Source organism: Pseudomonas sp. IT-P176 (genome assembly GCF_949767245.1).
Lineage (GTDB): Bacteria > Pseudomonadota > Gammaproteobacteria > Pseudomonadales > Pseudomonadaceae > Aquipseudomonas.
Genome location: NZ_CATKPN010000039.1, coordinates 60,353 through 74,367, shown reverse-complemented (window position 1 = coordinate 74,367; position 14,015 = coordinate 60,353). Strand labels below are relative to the sequence as shown.

The 14,015-nt window shown below is 62.8% G+C and carries 13 protein-coding genes; 9 read left to right on the top strand and 4 right to left on the bottom strand.

Features of this window, described 5'->3' with window-relative positions:
* Positions 1–159: 159 nt before the first annotated feature.
* Both ACM6IP_RS10705 and ACM6IP_RS10700 read right to left on the bottom strand, forming a co-directional pair.
* A complete protein-coding gene (locus ACM6IP_RS10705; RefSeq protein ID WP_414861464.1) occupies positions 160–1,653 on the bottom strand; it encodes a CoA-acylating methylmalonate-semialdehyde dehydrogenase in 1,494 nt (497 codons plus the stop codon).
* 142 nt (positions 1,654–1,795) lie between these two features.
* On the bottom strand, positions 1,796–3,145 hold the full coding sequence (locus tag ACM6IP_RS10700; RefSeq protein ID WP_095170231.1) for an aspartate aminotransferase family protein: 1,350 nt from the start codon (positions 3,143–3,145) through the stop codon (positions 1,796–1,798).
* Positions 3,146–3,269: 124 nt separating this feature from the next.
* On the opposite strand from ACM6IP_RS10700, the gene ACM6IP_RS10695 reads away from it, so the two are divergent.
* The 6 genes from ACM6IP_RS10695 (at position 3,270) to ACM6IP_RS10670 (ending at position 9,697) form a co-directional block, all read left to right on the top strand.
* Entirely contained in the window at positions 3,270–4,190 is a 921-nt protein-coding gene (locus tag ACM6IP_RS10695; RefSeq protein ID WP_095170230.1) for a LysR family transcriptional regulator, read from the top strand.
* Positions 4,191–4,290: 100 nt separating this feature from the next.
* Positions 4,291–4,941 (top strand): TetR/AcrR family transcriptional regulator, encoded by a 651-nt coding sequence (locus ACM6IP_RS10690; protein ID WP_095170229.1) that lies wholly within the window; start codon positions 4,291–4,293, stop codon positions 4,939–4,941.
* Between the two features lie 10 nt (positions 4,942–4,951).
* Entirely contained in the window at positions 4,952–5,533 is a 582-nt protein-coding gene (locus ACM6IP_RS10685) for an IMPACT family protein (RefSeq protein WP_414861463.1), read from the top strand.
* 552 nt (positions 5,534–6,085) lie between these two features.
* Positions 6,086–7,651, top strand: coding sequence for an ABC transporter ATP-binding protein (locus ACM6IP_RS10680; protein WP_414861462.1), 1,566 nt, complete (start codon positions 6,086–6,088; stop codon positions 7,649–7,651).
* A gap of 13 nt (positions 7,652–7,664) precedes the next feature.
* A complete protein-coding gene (locus tag ACM6IP_RS10675) occupies positions 7,665–8,771 on the top strand; it encodes an ABC transporter permease (protein ID WP_401130269.1) in 1,107 nt (368 codons plus the stop codon).
* Positions 8,771–9,697, top strand: a complete 927-nt coding sequence (locus tag ACM6IP_RS10670) for an ABC transporter permease (protein ID WP_095170225.1) — start codon at positions 8,771–8,773, stop codon at positions 9,695–9,697. The genes ACM6IP_RS10675 and ACM6IP_RS10670 overlap by 1 nt, the downstream gene beginning before the upstream one ends.
* A 3-nt stretch (positions 9,698–9,700) precedes the next feature.
* Here ACM6IP_RS10670 and ACM6IP_RS10665 read toward each other — a convergent pair whose 3' ends face one another.
* Positions 9,701–10,135, bottom strand: coding sequence for a hypothetical protein (locus ACM6IP_RS10665; RefSeq protein ID WP_095170224.1), 435 nt, complete (start codon positions 10,133–10,135; stop codon positions 9,701–9,703).
* Between the two features lie 84 nt (positions 10,136–10,219).
* Here ACM6IP_RS10665 and ACM6IP_RS10660 point away from each other — a divergent pair, with 84 nt between their 5' ends.
* The 3 genes from ACM6IP_RS10660 to ACM6IP_RS10650 all read left to right on the top strand — a co-directional run bounded on the left by ACM6IP_RS10660 (position 10,220) and on the right by ACM6IP_RS10650 (position 12,811).
* The gene (locus tag ACM6IP_RS10660) at positions 10,220–10,570 is read left to right on the top strand and encodes a MerR family transcriptional regulator (protein WP_095170223.1); all 351 of its coding nucleotides are present in this window, start codon (positions 10,220–10,222) and stop codon (positions 10,568–10,570) included.
* Positions 10,571–10,594: 24 nt separating this feature from the next.
* The gene (locus ACM6IP_RS10655) at positions 10,595–11,281 is read left to right on the top strand and encodes an SDR family oxidoreductase (RefSeq protein ID WP_414861461.1); all 687 of its coding nucleotides are present in this window, start codon (positions 10,595–10,597) and stop codon (positions 11,279–11,281) included.
* Between the two features lie 171 nt (positions 11,282–11,452).
* The gene (locus ACM6IP_RS10650) at positions 11,453–12,811 is read left to right on the top strand and encodes an 8-oxoguanine deaminase (protein ID WP_159993611.1); all 1,359 of its coding nucleotides are present in this window, start codon (positions 11,453–11,455) and stop codon (positions 12,809–12,811) included.
* A 33-nt stretch (positions 12,812–12,844) separates the two neighbouring features.
* Here the strand turns inward: ACM6IP_RS10650 and ACM6IP_RS10645 are convergent, their stop codons facing one another.
* Positions 12,845–13,933 (bottom strand): calcium:proton antiporter, encoded by a 1,089-nt coding sequence (locus ACM6IP_RS10645; RefSeq protein ID WP_401130277.1) that lies wholly within the window; start codon positions 13,931–13,933, stop codon positions 12,845–12,847.
* Positions 13,934–14,015 lie beyond the last annotated feature (82 nt).

The window sequence follows — 14,015 nt, the reverse complement described above, 5'->3', positions numbered from 1 at the left end:
TGAGTTTTCCGTTTCGACTGCGCCGGAAGTGGGGCGAATTATAGACACCTGAGATCTGCCGTCAACCGCTATTTTCATATTTCTGTCACAAAGGTCAAAAAACCCCTGAAAACGCAAAGGCCGCCCCGTTGGGGCGGCCTTTTCGCATTAGCTTGCGAGTTACAAGCTAGGAAACGCGAACTGCGAGGCTTCATGGCTTGCACGCTGTGGCCAGCGCTGGGTAATGGCTTTGCGGCGCGTGTAGAAACGCACACCGTCCGGGCCATAGGCATGCAGGTCGCCGAACAGCGAGCGTTTCCAGCCACCAAAGCTGTGATACGCCACCGGCACCGGCAGCGGAACGTTGACGCCGACCATGCCCACTTCGATCTCGTCACAGAACAGGCGAGCCGCTTCCCCATCGCGGGTGAAGATGCAGGTGCCGTTGCCGTACTCGTGGTCGTTAATCAGTTGCATCGCCTCTTCCAGGCTGTTGACCCGGACCACACACAACACCGGGCCGAAGATCTCTTCTTTATAGATGCGCATCTGCGGTGTGACGTTATCGAACAGACAGCCACCCAGGAAGAAACCTTCCTCATGCCCCACCACACTCAGGCCCCGACCATCGACCACCAGCTTGGCGCCAGCCGCCACGCCGTCATCGACATAGCCGCTGACTTTGTCCCGCGCCTGGCCGGTCACCAGTGGGCCCATGTCCAGGCCGCAGGAAGTGCCCGCACCGATTTTCAGTGCCTTGATCTGGGGCACCAGCTTGGCCACCAGGGCATCGGCCACTTGATCACCCACACACACGGCCACCGAGATCGCCATGCAACGCTCGCCGCACGAACCATACGCCGCCCCCATCAGCGCGCTGACCGCGTTGTCCAAGTCCGCATCCGGCATCAGTACCGCATGGTTCTTCGCCCCGCCCAGCGCCTGCACACGTTTGCCGCGCTTGGTGCCTTCGGCATAGATGTACTCGGCAATCGGGGTCGACCCGACGAAGCTCAAGGCTTTGACTTCCGGCGCTTCGATCAGCGCATCCACCGCCGACTTGTCGCCGTGCACCACGTTCATCACGCCTTTTGGCAAACCGGCTTCCAGCAGCAACTGGGCAATCAGCAGGGTGGAACTCGGATCGCGCTCGGACGGCTTGAGGATGAAGCAGTTGCCGCAGACGATCGCCAGCGGGTACATCCACAGCGGCACCATGGCCGGGAAGTTGAACGGTGTGATACCGGCAACCACGCCCAGGGGCTGGAAGTCCGACCAGGCATCGATGTTCGGGCCGACGTTACGGCTGTACTCGCCCTTGAGGATTTCCGGTGCGGCACAGGCGAACTCGACGTTCTCGATCCCGCGCTTCAGTTCACCGGCGGCGTCTTCCAGAGTCTTGCCGTGCTCTTCGCTGATCAGTTGCGAGATACGCGCTTCGTTCTGCTCCAGCAGTTGCTTGAAGCGGAACATCACCTGGGCGCGCTTGGCCGCAGGTGTGTTGCGCCAGGCCGGGAACGCGGCCTTGGCGGCGTCGATGGCCTGCTGGATGGTTTCGCGGCTGGCCAACGGCACTTTATGGATCGCTTGACCGGTGGACGGGTTGAACACGTCGGCGGTGCGACCGTTGTCGGTCACCAGTTCACCATTGATCAAATGCGGGATGAGGCTCATGCGGGGCTCCTGAATTCTGTTCACCGGCGTCCGCCGAGGGACGCCTTCTATATATAGATAACGTTGGCACGTAGCCCAAAGGCGATGGCGTCTATCGATCCGCCATCGCGAGCAAGCTCGGCTCCTACTGTTTTGGGGGCGATCAGTCGATCTTGTTCAGCACTTCGCCGACCGCATCGAACAGGCGATCGAGGTCTTTTGGCTGGCTGTTGAACGTTGGGCCGAACTGCAGCGTGTCGCCACCGAAGCGCACGTAGAACCCAGCCTTCCACAGGGCCATGCCAGCCTCGAACGGACGCACGATGGCGTCACCGTCGCGCGGGGCAATCTGGATTGCACCGGCCAGGCCGTAGTTACGGATGTCGATGATGTTCTTCGAGCCCTTGAGGCCGTGCAGCGCATTCTCGAAATGCGGTGCGACTTCAGCCACGCTCTGCACCAGGTTTTCCTTCTGCAGCAGGTCGAGTGCCGCCAGGCCTGCGGCGCACGCCACAGGGTGGGCCGAATAGGTATAGCCGTGGGGGAATTCCACCGCGTATTCCGGAGTCGCCTGGTTCATGAAGGTCTGGTAGATCTCCGAGCTGGCAATCACCGCGCCCATTGGAATCGCACCATTGGTGACCTGCTTGGCGATGCACATCAGGTCCGGGGTCACGCCAAAGCTGTCGGCACCGAACATCGAACCGGTACGGCCAAAGCCGGTGATTACTTCATCGAACACCAGCAGGATATTGTGCTGGTCGCAGATTTCCCGCAGGCGCTTGAGGTAGCCCTCTGGCGGCACCAGTACGCCGGCGGAACCGGCCATTGGCTCGACGAACACCGCCGCGATGTTCGAGGCGTCATGCAGTTCGATCAACTTGAGCAGTTCATCGGCCAGGGCGATACCGCCTTCCTTGGGCATGCCACGGGAATAAGCGTTGCTGGCCAGCAAGGTGTGCGGCAAGTGATCGACATCCATCATCGCCTGGCCAAACAGCTTACGGTTACCGTTGACGCCACCCAGGCTGGTCCCGGCGATATTCACCCCGTGGTAACCACGGGCGCGGCCGATCATTTTGGTCTTGGTCGCCTGGCCTTTCAGGCGCCAGTAGGCACGCACCATTTTCACCGCGGTGTCGGCACACTCGGAACCCGAGTCGGTGAAGAACACGTGGTTCAGGTTACCCGGGGTCAAGTCGGTGATTTTTTCGGCCAGTTGGAAGGACAGCGGATGCCCATACTGGAAGCCCGGCGAGTAGTCGAGAGTGCCCAATTGCTTGGCCACCGCTTCCTGGATTTCCTTGCGGGTGTGCCCGGCGCCGCAGGTCCACAGGCCCGACAGCGAGTCATAGACCCTACGGCCCTTATCATCGATCAGCCAGCTACCTTCAGCCCCCACGATCAGGCGCGGGTCACGCTGGAAATTGCGGTTGGCGGTGTACGGCATCCAGTGGGCATCGAGCTTGAGCTGGCTGGCCAGGGACGTCGGGGCGTTTTCAGGCAGGTTCATCGGCAAAACCTCGCAATGCAATAAGCGGCGTAGGGATTAAAAGCGTTGTTGCAGCTAAGTTGCCACGGCGATAAAGTCGGTGAAATCCAACTTTTCTAACCTTCAGTCAGGCCGTTACTAAACTATGAGCAGCCGCCGCCCCGATCCGCTGGCACAAGTCAGCGACTTTGATATCCGCCTGTTGCGGATCTTTCGCAGCGTGGTCGAGTGTGGTGGCTTCTCGGCGGCGGAAAGCGTGCTGGGGATCGGTCGTTCGGCCATCAGCCAGCAAATGAGCGATCTGGAGCAACGCCTCGGCCTGCGCCTTTGCCAGCGCGGCCGGGCCGGGTTTTCCCTGACCGAAGAAGGTCGCGAGGTCTACCAGTCGGCTTTGCAGCTGTTAAGTGCCCTGGAAAGTTTTCGCACCGAGGTCAATGGCCTGCACCAACACCTGCGCGGCGAGTTGACCATCGGCCTGACCGATAACCTGGTCACCCTGCCCCACATGCGCATCACCCACGCCCTGGCTCAGTTGAAGGAGCGCGGGCCGGATGTGCAGATCCAGATCCGCATGATCGCGCCCAATGAAGTCGAACAGGGTGTGCTCGACGGCCGCCTGCACGTCGGCGTGGTACCCCAGGCCAGCGCCTTGTCGGGCCTGGAGTACCAACCGCTGTACAGCGAGCGGTCGCTGCTCTACTGCGCAGTCGGCCACCCGCTGTTCTACGTCGACGATAAACAACTGGACGACGCGCGCCTCAACAGCCAGGACGCGATTGCCCCGACCTTCCGCCTGCCCGCCGAAATCCAGGCGCATTACCAGGCGCTCAATTGCACCGCCAGCGCCTCCGATCGCGAAGGCATGGCGTTCCTGATCCTGACCGGGCGCTACATCGGCTACCTGCCCGATCACTACGCCAGCCTGTGGGTCCAGCAAGGTCGCCTGCGAACACTCAAGCCAGGCTCACGCTTTTATGACCTGAGCCTGGCATCGGTCACGCGCAAGGGCCGGCGCCCGCATTTGGTGCTGGAAAGCTTTCTCGAGAGCCTGGCGGCGACGCGTTGAGCCCCGGCAAACCAGGCATTTACCTCACCAAGGCTTGTCGGATGCCCGTGGGTGCGTTATCAACGCACTGGCGCCCCTACTGACCTGCCCGGAAACGTCCATGACCTTTGAAGTCCCAGCCCACAGCGGTAAACCTGCCAGCCGTATTCGTCAGAAAAACGAGGAGACCATCCTCAAGGCCGCCGAAGTGGAATTCGCCCGGCACGGCTTCAAAGGTACCAGCATGAACACCATTGCGCAGAATGCCGGCCTGCCCAAGGCCAACCTGCACTACTACTTCACCAACAAGCTCGGCCTGTACATCGGGGTGCTGAGCAACATCATCGAGTTGTGGGACAGCACCTTCAACACCCTCACCGCCGAGGACGATCCGGCCGAAGCGCTGACCCGCTATATCCGCGCCAAGATGGAGTTCTCCCGCCGCCACCCCCAGGCTTCGCGGGTGTTCGCCATGGAAGTTATCAGCGGCGGCGAGTGCCTGAGCGAGTACTTCAATCAGGACTACCGCGCGTGGTTCCAGGGGCGCGCCAGCGTGTTCCAGGCCTGGATCGACGCCGGCAAGATGGACCCCGTCGACCCGGTGCACCTGATCTTCCTGCTGTGGGGCAGCACCCAGCACTACGCCGACTTCGCCACCCAGATCTGTCGCGTCACCGGTCGCAGCAAGCTGACCCGCCAGGACATGGAAGACGCCGGCAACAATCTGACCCGCATCATCCTCAAGGGCTGCGGCCTCACTCCCGCTATCTAAGACAGTCACCATGCCTTTTACCCTTGCCGGCCTTTGCGACTATCGCGAAGAGATTCGCAAAAGCCGCTTCATCGCCCTCGCGGCACCGATCACCAGTAGCGCCGAGGTGCAGCTCTTCCTTGAACAGCACAGCGACCTGAATGCGTCACACAACTGCTGGGCCTGGAAGTTCGCCGACCAATACCGCAGCAGCGATGACGGCGAACCCGGCGGCACCGCAGGGCGGCCGATACTGGCGGCGATCGAAGCCCAGGACTGCGACCAGGTGGCGGTACTGGTGATTCGTTGGTACGGCGGCATCCAGCTGGGCACTGGCGGCCTGGCCCGGGCCTACGGCGGCAGCGCCAACAAATGCCTGCAGGGCGCGGCAAAAATCGAATTGATCAGCCGCGTGCCGATCGCTTGCGACTGTGCATTCAGTGAGCTGGCGCTGGTCAAGTTACGGGTCGCCGAGTCCGGTGGACTGGTGGTGGATGAACAGTTCACTGGCAATGGCGTGCACTTGCAGTTGGCCGTGGCCGAACAACAGATCGACACCTTGCAGGCGCAACTGGCGGGCCTGAGCCGCGGGCGGATTTTGCTGCAGCGCTGAACGCTGGTTATTTTATGTACAGCCCGACTGCAATGCTTTGGGGCATAACCGGCAGGCTGACACTTGCCCACAAGCGCTGTGCACCCGACTGTGGATAACCTGAGTACATAGCGCTGTAACCCTTCTGTCACGTGGCTTTGCGGGCATTGATCAGTTTTCATCCAATTGCCTGTTCTACAGGTCATTTACACTGCAAAACAATTGCTTAGAGCGCTTTAGCAGCTTTAGAACAAAGGCCCATGGTGCTTATGCCCGGTTCTTTGGCTTGCGCACAAATACTGTAGAGCAACCTGTGGATAACCCGTTCATGACTGGCGCAGTGGCATAGCTGGCATAGGTCGCAGGTTGATGATCATTTTTTAACCAATTATTTTCCGGACGTTACTGCACCACGACCTCCAAGAGTGCCCCGAAGTGGTGCCTGCTCCGCCAGCCGCACCCGCTCGATGTTTTCCACAGAACCCGGCTCACTGTGCCTTTCAGGACTTTCCTGACTCAATGGCCAGGAAATTGCTTTGCCACAGGCCTCTCGTTCAACGACCCGAGCCTGTGATGCCAAACCCCGTCCCGATCCCCACTCCAACACCACGCCTGCAACTGCACGGCATCAGCAAGCGATACCCCGGCTGCCTGGCCAACGATGGCATTGACCTGTGCATTCAACCCGGTGAAATCCACGCCCTGCTCGGTGAAAACGGCGCTGGCAAAAGTACCCTGATGAAGATCATCTACGGGGTCACCCACGCCGACTCGGGGGACATGCACTGGCAAGGCCAGCGCGTCAGCCTGCGCAATCCGGCCCAGGCCCGCAGCCTGGGCATCGGCATGGTGTTCCAGCATTTTTCCCTGTTCGAAACCCTCACGGTGGCGCAGAACATCGCCTTGGCCATGGGCGCGGCAGCCGGGGCGCCACAGGCCCTGGCGCCGAAAATCCGCGAGGTGGCGCAGCGCTACGGCCTGGTACTGGAGCCGCAACGCCTGGTCCACAGCCTGTCGATTGGCGAGCGCCAGCGGGTCGAGATCGTGCGCTGCCTGATGCAGGACATTCGTTTGTTGATCCTCGACGAGCCGACCTCGGTGCTGACCCCGCAGGAGGCCGATGAACTGTTCGTCACCCTGCGCCGCCTGGCCAGCGAGGGCTGTAGCATTCTGTTCATCAGCCACAAACTCGCAGAAGTGCGCGCCCTCTGCCACAGCGCCACCGTCCTGCGCGGCGGCCGCGTGGCCGGGCATTGCCGGCCCGCGGAATGTTCCGATCAGCAACTGGCGCAGCTAATGGTCGGGGACGCCGCGCAGTGGCTCGCCGACTACCCCAAGGCCAGTGGCGGCGCGCCGTTCCTCAAGGTCAGCGGTCTGTCGTGGACCAACCCGGACCCGTTCGGCTGCTCGCTGCACGACATTGACCTGCAGGTGCGCAGCGGTGAGGTGGTCGGCATTGCCGGGGTGGCTGGCAATGGTCAGGACGAGTTGCTGGCCCTGCTCAGCGGCGAGCAGCGCCTGCCGCGCCAGGACGCCTCGCGCATCGCCTTCGCGGGCCAAGCGGTGGCCGACTTGCCGCCCGATGCGCGGCGGCGGCTGGGCTTGGCTTTTGTCCCGGCCGAACGCCTCGGGCATGCGGCGGTGCCGGAGTTGAGCCTGGCCGACAACGCCCTGCTCACGGCCTTCCAACAGGGCCTGGTGAGCCATGGGCTGATCCAGCGCGCCAAGGTCGTGGCGCTGGCCGAGACCATCATCCAGCGCTTCGCGGTCAAGGCACCAGGTGCCCAGGCTGCGGCCCGTAGTCTGTCCGGCGGCAACCTGCAGAAATTCATCCTCGGTCGCGAGATCCTCCAGCAGCCGCGCCTGTTGGTCGCCGCTCACCCGACCTGGGGGGTGGATGTCGGCGCGGCGGCGACCATTCACCGCGCGCTGATTGCCCTGCGCGATGCCGGGGCGGCGATCCTGGTGATCTCCGAAGACCTCGACGAACTGCTGCACATCAGCGACCGCCTGGCCGCCCTGTGTGGCGGGCGCTTGTCGGCGCAACAAGCAACGGCGGGCACCACCCTGAGCGAAGTCGGCGCCTGGATGGCCGGCCAATTCGACACCCCTCACTCACTCGCACCTGTGCTGGCTTGACGGAGTTTCCCCCATGCTGCTTTCCCTAGAACCCCGTGGCCAGCATTCGCGCCTGATGCTCTGGTGCTCGCCCTTGCTGGCCGCCGCCCTGACCCTGGGTTGCGGTTCGCTGCTGTTCATCGCCTTGGGTCATGACCCACTGCAGACCTTGCACACCCTGCTGATCGCGCCGATCAGCGACGGTTATGGCGTCAGCGAATTGCTGGTCAAGGCCTTGCCCATCCTGCTCTGCGCGCTGGGCCTGGCGGTGGCGTATCAAGCGCGCATCTGGAACATCGGCGCCGAAGGCCAATTGCTGCTCGGCGCCTTGGCGGGCAGCGCCGTGGCGGTGCACCTCATCGACTGGCAAAGCCGCTGGGCGCTGGTATTGGTCCTGAGTACCGGGACCCTCGCTGGCGCGCTATGGGCGGGGCTCACCGCCTGGCTGCGCACGCGCTTCAACGCCAACGAAATCCTCACCAGCATCATGCTCAATTACATCGCCCTGAACCTGTTGCTGTTCTGCGTGCACGGACCCTTGAAGGACCCGGCGGGCTTCAACTTTCCCGAGTCGGCAATGTTCGGCGAGGCCAGTCGCTTGCCGTTGCTCACCGCAGATGGCCGGGTGCACGCCGGGGTGTATTTCGCCCTGCTGGCATTGGTGGCGGTGTGGGTGCTGCTGCAGAAAAGTTTTATCGGGTTTCAGATCAAGGTGCTCGGCCTGGACAAACGCGCAGCAGCCTTCGTCGGCTTTCGCCACAAGCGCCTGGTCTGGTTGGCGCTGCTGATCAGCGGAGGGCTGGCCGGGTTGGCCGGGGTCTGCGAGGTCAGCGGCCCGATCGGCCAACTGGTGCCGCAAGTGTCGCCGGGCTATGGCTATGCTGCGATCACGGTGGCCTTTCTCGGTCGGCTCAACCCCATCGGCATCCTGTTTGCCAGCCTGCTGATGGCGCTGCTGTACCTCGGCGGCGAGAGCGCGCAGATGAGCATGAACCTGCCACCAGCCATCACCCAGCTGTTCCAGGGGATGATGCTGTTTTTCCTCCTGGCCTGTGATGTGTTGATCCTCTATCGACCCCGGCTGAACCTGCGCTGGATGCGGCGTGACCCGGTGACCCACGTGCAAGCAGGAGCGCTGTGATGGATATCGATCTGCTGGGCAATATTTTCTACGCCATGGTCCGCTGCGGCACACCGCTGTTGCTGGTGGCGCTGGGTGAACTGATCTGTGAAAAAACCGGGGTCCTCAATCTCGGCCAGGAAGGCATGATGCTGTTTGGCGCGGTGATCGGTTTCATCGTCGCCCTGAACAGTGGCCAGCTGTGGCTCGGCGTGCTGCTGGCGATGGCCGCCGGCATGCTGCTGTCGGCGCTGTTTGCCTTGGTGGCACTGGTGTTCAATGCCAACCAGGTGGCCACGGGGTTGGCCCTGACGATCTTTGGCGTCGGCCTGTCGACATTCGTCGGCGCGGCGTGGGTCGGCAAACCCCTGGCCGGGTTCGAACCGGTAGCCATTGCCTGGCTCAGCGAGATCCCACTGATCGGGCGCATGCTGTTTGCCCAGGACCTGCTGGTGTACCTGTCGTTTGCCCTGTTTGCCGTGGTGGCCTGGGTGCTGCTCAAAAGCCGGGTGGGACTGATCATCCAGGCCGTCGGCGAGAACCCCGACGCCGCCAGCGCCATGGGCATCCCGGTGCTGTGGGTGCGGACCCTGGCGGTGTTGTTCGGCGGCGCCATGGCCGGGTTGGCCGGGGCTTATCTGTCGCTGGCCTACACGCCGATGTGGGCGGAAAACATGAGCGCCGGACGCGGCTGGATCGCCCTGGCGCTGGTGGTATTCGCCAGTTGGCGCGTCTGGCGCCTGTTGCTGGGGGCCTACCTGTTCGGGCTGGCGAGCATCGTCCATCTGGTCGCCCAGGGACTGGGACTGGCCATCCCCTCCAGCTTGCTGGCGATGCTGCCCTATGTGGCGACCATCCTGGTGCTGGTGCTGCTGTCACGCGACGCCGTGCGCACACGCCTGTATGCGCCGATGTCGCTGGGGCAGCCGTGGCAGGCCGGGCATTAGTGCTCAGGCCACAGGAGCCTGCGTAAGCGGGCCGGCTGGCGATGTCTGCCTGACGGGCAAGACCTGGGCAATGCCCCACGCCAGTTCAAACACCAGGAACAGCACCAGCAACCCGGTTGCGCCCTGCAGCAAGGCATAGGCCTGCCAGGTGGCAAACAGAAACCGTCCGGCCGCGTCATAGCGGCCGTACACCGCCTGCGGATCGCGGATCCGCAGCACCGACCAAACGCAGACAATCGACCCCAGCAGATTGGCCATCAGCATGTGCGCCGGCGCAAAGGCCGGTAATTCACCGGGCAAGTCGAGCGCCTGACTCAAGCCCGAGAGCAGGCCGTGCAACGCGGTAAAACTCCAGGGCGTGACAAACGCCGCCATTACGATCAGGTCATACCAGGCACTGCTGCGCACCAGTCGGCGATACTGTTCCGGGGTCCACATGGCGAATACTCCGTTTATACAGGGAGCACCCAGGCTAAACCCTGGAGTATGCTCAAGGGTCAAGCCCCCCCAGGAGTCGCGAACATGCGCATCGGTGAATTAGCCCAGGCCAGTGCCGTCAGCCGCGATACCCTGCGCTTCTATGAGCAGCGTGGGCTGATCGCCGCCCAGCGTAGCGCCAACGGGTACCGCGAATACCCGGCCGACATGGTGCAACTGGTGCTCTACATCAAGACTGCCCAACGCCTGGGTTTCACCCTGAATGAAATCGGCAGCAGCGTCGCCGCGCTCTGGCAGGCCAAGGATCCGGAACAAGCGGTCGCCCGCTTGCTCCAGGAGAAGCTGGCATTGATCGAAACCCGCATCGCCGAACTCGGTGAATTGCGCAGTGAATTGCAACAACGGCTTGGACAACACTGTCCACTGAACCCATGACCCTCTTTTTCCAGGAAGCCACTCATGTCTACGGCAAAAACCGCGCTGATCATCGGCGCCTCCCGCGGCTTGGGCCTCGGGCTGGTGAAAACCCTGTTGGACGACGGCTGGCAGGTCACCGCCACCGTCCGTAATCCACAGAACGCCCAGGCGCTGCAAGCCCTGGGCAAGGTGCAGATCGAACAACTGGACATGGACGACCAGGCCGCCGTGCTCGCCCTCAGCCAGCAACTCAAGGGCCAGGTATTTGACCTGCTGTTCGTCAACGCCGGGGTCAAGGGCCCGGAGGTGCAGACACCCGGCGGCGCGACCCTGGCCGAGGTCGGCCAGTTGTTCTTCACCAATGCCGTGGCACCGATCAACCTGGCCCAGCGTTTTGTCGAACAACTGCGTCCAGGCAGCGGGGTGCTGGCGTTCATGAGTTCGGTGCTCGGCAGCGTGACCATGCCGGACGCACCGGAGCTGGCCCTGTACAAGGCCAGCAAGGCCGCGCTGAACTCGATGACCAACAGCTTCGTCAGCCAGTTGGGCGAACAGCGCCCCACCGTGCTGTCACTGCATCCTGGCTGGGTGAAAACCGACATGGGCGGTGAAGGCGCCGACCTCGATGTCGAGACCAGCACCCGTGGCCTGGTGGACCAGGTCAATGCCTATGCCGGCCGGGGCGGGCATCACTTCATCAACTACAAGGGCGAAACCATTCCCTGGTAAGGCCATGAAGATCGCCGCCTATCGCGTGGCAACTGCCGCCGGCGGCGATCTTTTGCTACCGCGGCACAACCTGAGTAAACTCGGCACCTCGTCTCCGCGACGAACCTGGATCAGCAGACAGGGCAACACTGAGCTGGCGAACCTGAACCCAACTTTCAGAGGAGCCGGCAAATGCCTGCGACCCGTACCTGGTTAAAAAACCCTCTCGCCATCTTCACGGCCAACGAGCTCGACGCCCGTGGCGGCCTGGTGCTGCAAGACGGCGTTATCGTCGAAGTGCTCAAGCAAGGGCAGCAACCGGCGACACCCTGTGGACACGTCTTCGACGCCCGCGAGCATGTGATCCTGCCGGGGCTGATCAACACTCACCATCACTTCTATCAGACCCTGACCCGCGCCTGGGCCCCGGTGGTCAACCAGCCGTTGTTCCCTTGGCTGAAAACCCTGTACCCGGTCTGGGCACGCCTGACCCCGGAAAAACTCGCGCTGGCCACCAAGGTCGCCCTGGCTGAATTGCTGCTGTCGGGTTGCACCACGGCCGCCGACCACCACTACCTGTTCCCCGACGGCCTGGAAAACGCCATTGATGTGCAGGTCGAGAGCGTCCGTGAACTGGGCATGCGCGCCATGCTCACCCGGGGTTCGATGAGCCTTGGCGAAAAAGACGGTGGCCTGCCGCCGCAGCAGACTGTGCAGGAAGGCGAAGTGATCCTCGCCGATAGCCAGCGGCTGATCGCCGAATACCACGAGCGCGGTGCCGGCGCACAGATCCAGATCGCCCTGGCGCCCTGCTCGCCGTTCTCGGTGACGCCGGAGATCATGTCCGCCAGCGCTGCCCTGGCCAACCAACTGGACGTGCGCCTGCACACCCACCTGGCCGAAACCCTCGACGAGGAAGACTTCTGCCTGCAGCGCTTCGGCCTGCGTACCGTGGACTACCTGGACAGCGTCGGCTGGCTTGGCCCGCGCACCTGGCTGGCCCACGGCATTCACTTCAACCCCGATGAAATCGCCCGCCTCGGCGCGGCCGGCACCGGCATCTGCCATTGCCCAAGCTCGAACATGCGCCTGGCCTCGGGCATCTGCCCGACCCTGGACCTGATTGCCGCCGGCGCGCCGGTGGGCCTTGGGGTCGACGGTTCGGCGTCCAACGATGCCTCGAACATGATCCTCGAAACCCGCCAGGCGCTGTACATCCAGCGCCTGCGCTACGGCGCCGAAAAAATCACCCCAGAGGGCGTACTGGGCTGGGCCACCCAGGGCTCGGCAAAACTGTTGGGACGCAGCGACATTGGCGAGCTGGCCGTGGGCAAACAGGCCGACCTGGCCTTGTTCAAACTCGATGAGCTGCGCTTCTCCGGCAGCCATGACCCCATCTCGGCGTTGCTGCTGTGCGGTGCCGATCGGGCGGATCGGGTAATGGTCGGTGGCAAGTGGCGGGTGATCGACGGCCAGGTTGAAGGATTGGACCTGAAGGGTTTGATTGCCGACCACAGCCAGGCGGCTCGGCAGTTGATCAGCGGGGTCTGACCTGAGCGCTGCGCTGGCGCGCCAGCGCAGCCGCTAGAGCCCCAACAACGACAACATAATGAAGGTCGCAAACAGTACAAAGTGAGTCATCCCTTCGATGGCGTTGGTTTCGCCATCGTTGAGGTTGATCGCACTGACGATCAGGGTGATGAACACCATCACGGTCTGCACTGGCGTCATGGCCATCTGAAACGGCTGGCCGGTGTACAGCGCCATGGCTTCCATCACCGGCACCGTCAGAATCACCGTCGACAACGACGCCCCCAACGCAATGTTGACCACCGACTGCATGCGGTTGGCCAAGGCCGCGCGCAAGGCCGTAAGGATCTCCGGCGCCGCGGAAATCGCCGCCACCACGATCGCCGTCAACACCGGCGGAGCGCCCGTCCCCTCCAGCCCCAGGTCAAGCGTCTTGGACATCACCTCGGCCAAGGCGCCGATCACCACCACGCCAAACACCAGGGTACCAATGGACAGCCCGAGACTGATCGCCGTTTCCTCCTGTTCGGGCTCCTTCCTGCGGCGTTTTTGCGGGTAGCTGTAGCTGAAAAAATAACTGTGGGGACCGACCTGCATGCGCAGGAACAGGGTGTAGAGCACCACCATCGCGCCGATGGTGAAGGCCGAGTAGATCTTCCAGTCAGCTTCGGGAATGAACTCCGGCACCACCATGGACACGCCCATCGCCGTGAGAATCATCACGCTGTAGGTGCGCGCCGAGTCATCGTTGTAGGACTGCTCGCCATGCTTGATCCCGCCCATCAATGCGGACAGGCCGAGGATGCCATTGATGTCGAGCATCACCGCCGAGTAGATGGTGTCGCGCACCAGGGTCGGCGAGGCCTCGTTGCTCATCATGATCGCCAGGATCACCACCTCCACCAGCACCGCCGCCAGCGTCAGGATCATGGTGCCGTAGGGATCACCGACTTTTTCCGCCAGCAGTTCGGCGTGATGGGCGACACGCATCGAGGCCATCACGATAAAGGCTATCAGCGCCATGCCGCCGGCCAGCGCGATCACCTGCCCGCTGTGCAGCAACCAGTGCTCCAGGGGAAAGGCGGCGAATGCTGCCAGCAGCGCCAGCAGGAGAACCTTTTCTTGCTTGAGGAAGGTGAGCATTACGGTCCCGTGTACCGAAGCCAGCAAAGCCTTGGCGATGAGTGACTGACTGCAACGTCACGCCCATGTTCCGTTGAACCTT

Excerpts from the sequence above, each read along its gene's own strand:
- ACM6IP_RS10660 (WP_095170223.1), top strand. The coding sequence starts at position 10,220 with ATGCGCATCGGTGAATTAGCCCAGGCCAGTGCCGTCAGCCGCGATACC.
- ACM6IP_RS10680 (WP_414861462.1), top strand. The coding sequence starts at position 6,086 with ATGCCAAACCCCGTCCCGATCCCCACTCCAACACCACGCCTGCAACTG.
- ACM6IP_RS10705 (WP_414861464.1), bottom strand. The coding sequence starts at position 1,653 with ATGAGCCTCATCCCGCATTTGATCAATGGTGAACTGGTGACCGACAAC.
- ACM6IP_RS10695 (WP_095170230.1), top strand. The coding sequence starts at position 3,270 with ATGAGCAGCCGCCGCCCCGATCCGCTGGCACAAGTCAGCGACTTTGAT.
- ACM6IP_RS10685 (WP_414861463.1), top strand. The coding sequence starts at position 4,952 with ATGCCTTTTACCCTTGCCGGCCTTTGCGACTATCGCGAAGAGATTCGC.
- ACM6IP_RS10645 (WP_401130277.1), bottom strand. The coding sequence starts at position 13,933 with ATGCTCACCTTCCTCAAGCAAGAAAAGGTTCTCCTGCTGGCGCTGCTG.
- ACM6IP_RS10670 (WP_095170225.1), top strand. The coding sequence starts at position 8,771 with ATGGATATCGATCTGCTGGGCAATATTTTCTACGCCATGGTCCGCTGC.
- ACM6IP_RS10690 (WP_095170229.1), top strand. The coding sequence starts at position 4,291 with ATGACCTTTGAAGTCCCAGCCCACAGCGGTAAACCTGCCAGCCGTATT.
- ACM6IP_RS10675 (WP_401130269.1), top strand. The coding sequence starts at position 7,665 with ATGCTGCTTTCCCTAGAACCCCGTGGCCAGCATTCGCGCCTGATGCTC.
- ACM6IP_RS10650 (WP_159993611.1), top strand. The coding sequence starts at position 11,453 with ATGCCTGCGACCCGTACCTGGTTAAAAAACCCTCTCGCCATCTTCACG.
- ACM6IP_RS10700 (WP_095170231.1), bottom strand. The coding sequence starts at position 3,145 with ATGAACCTGCCTGAAAACGCCCCGACGTCCCTGGCCAGCCAGCTCAAG.
- ACM6IP_RS10665 (WP_095170224.1), bottom strand. The coding sequence starts at position 10,135 with ATGTGGACCCCGGAACAGTATCGCCGACTGGTGCGCAGCAGTGCCTGG.
- ACM6IP_RS10655 (WP_414861461.1), top strand. The coding sequence starts at position 10,595 with ATGTCTACGGCAAAAACCGCGCTGATCATCGGCGCCTCCCGCGGCTTG.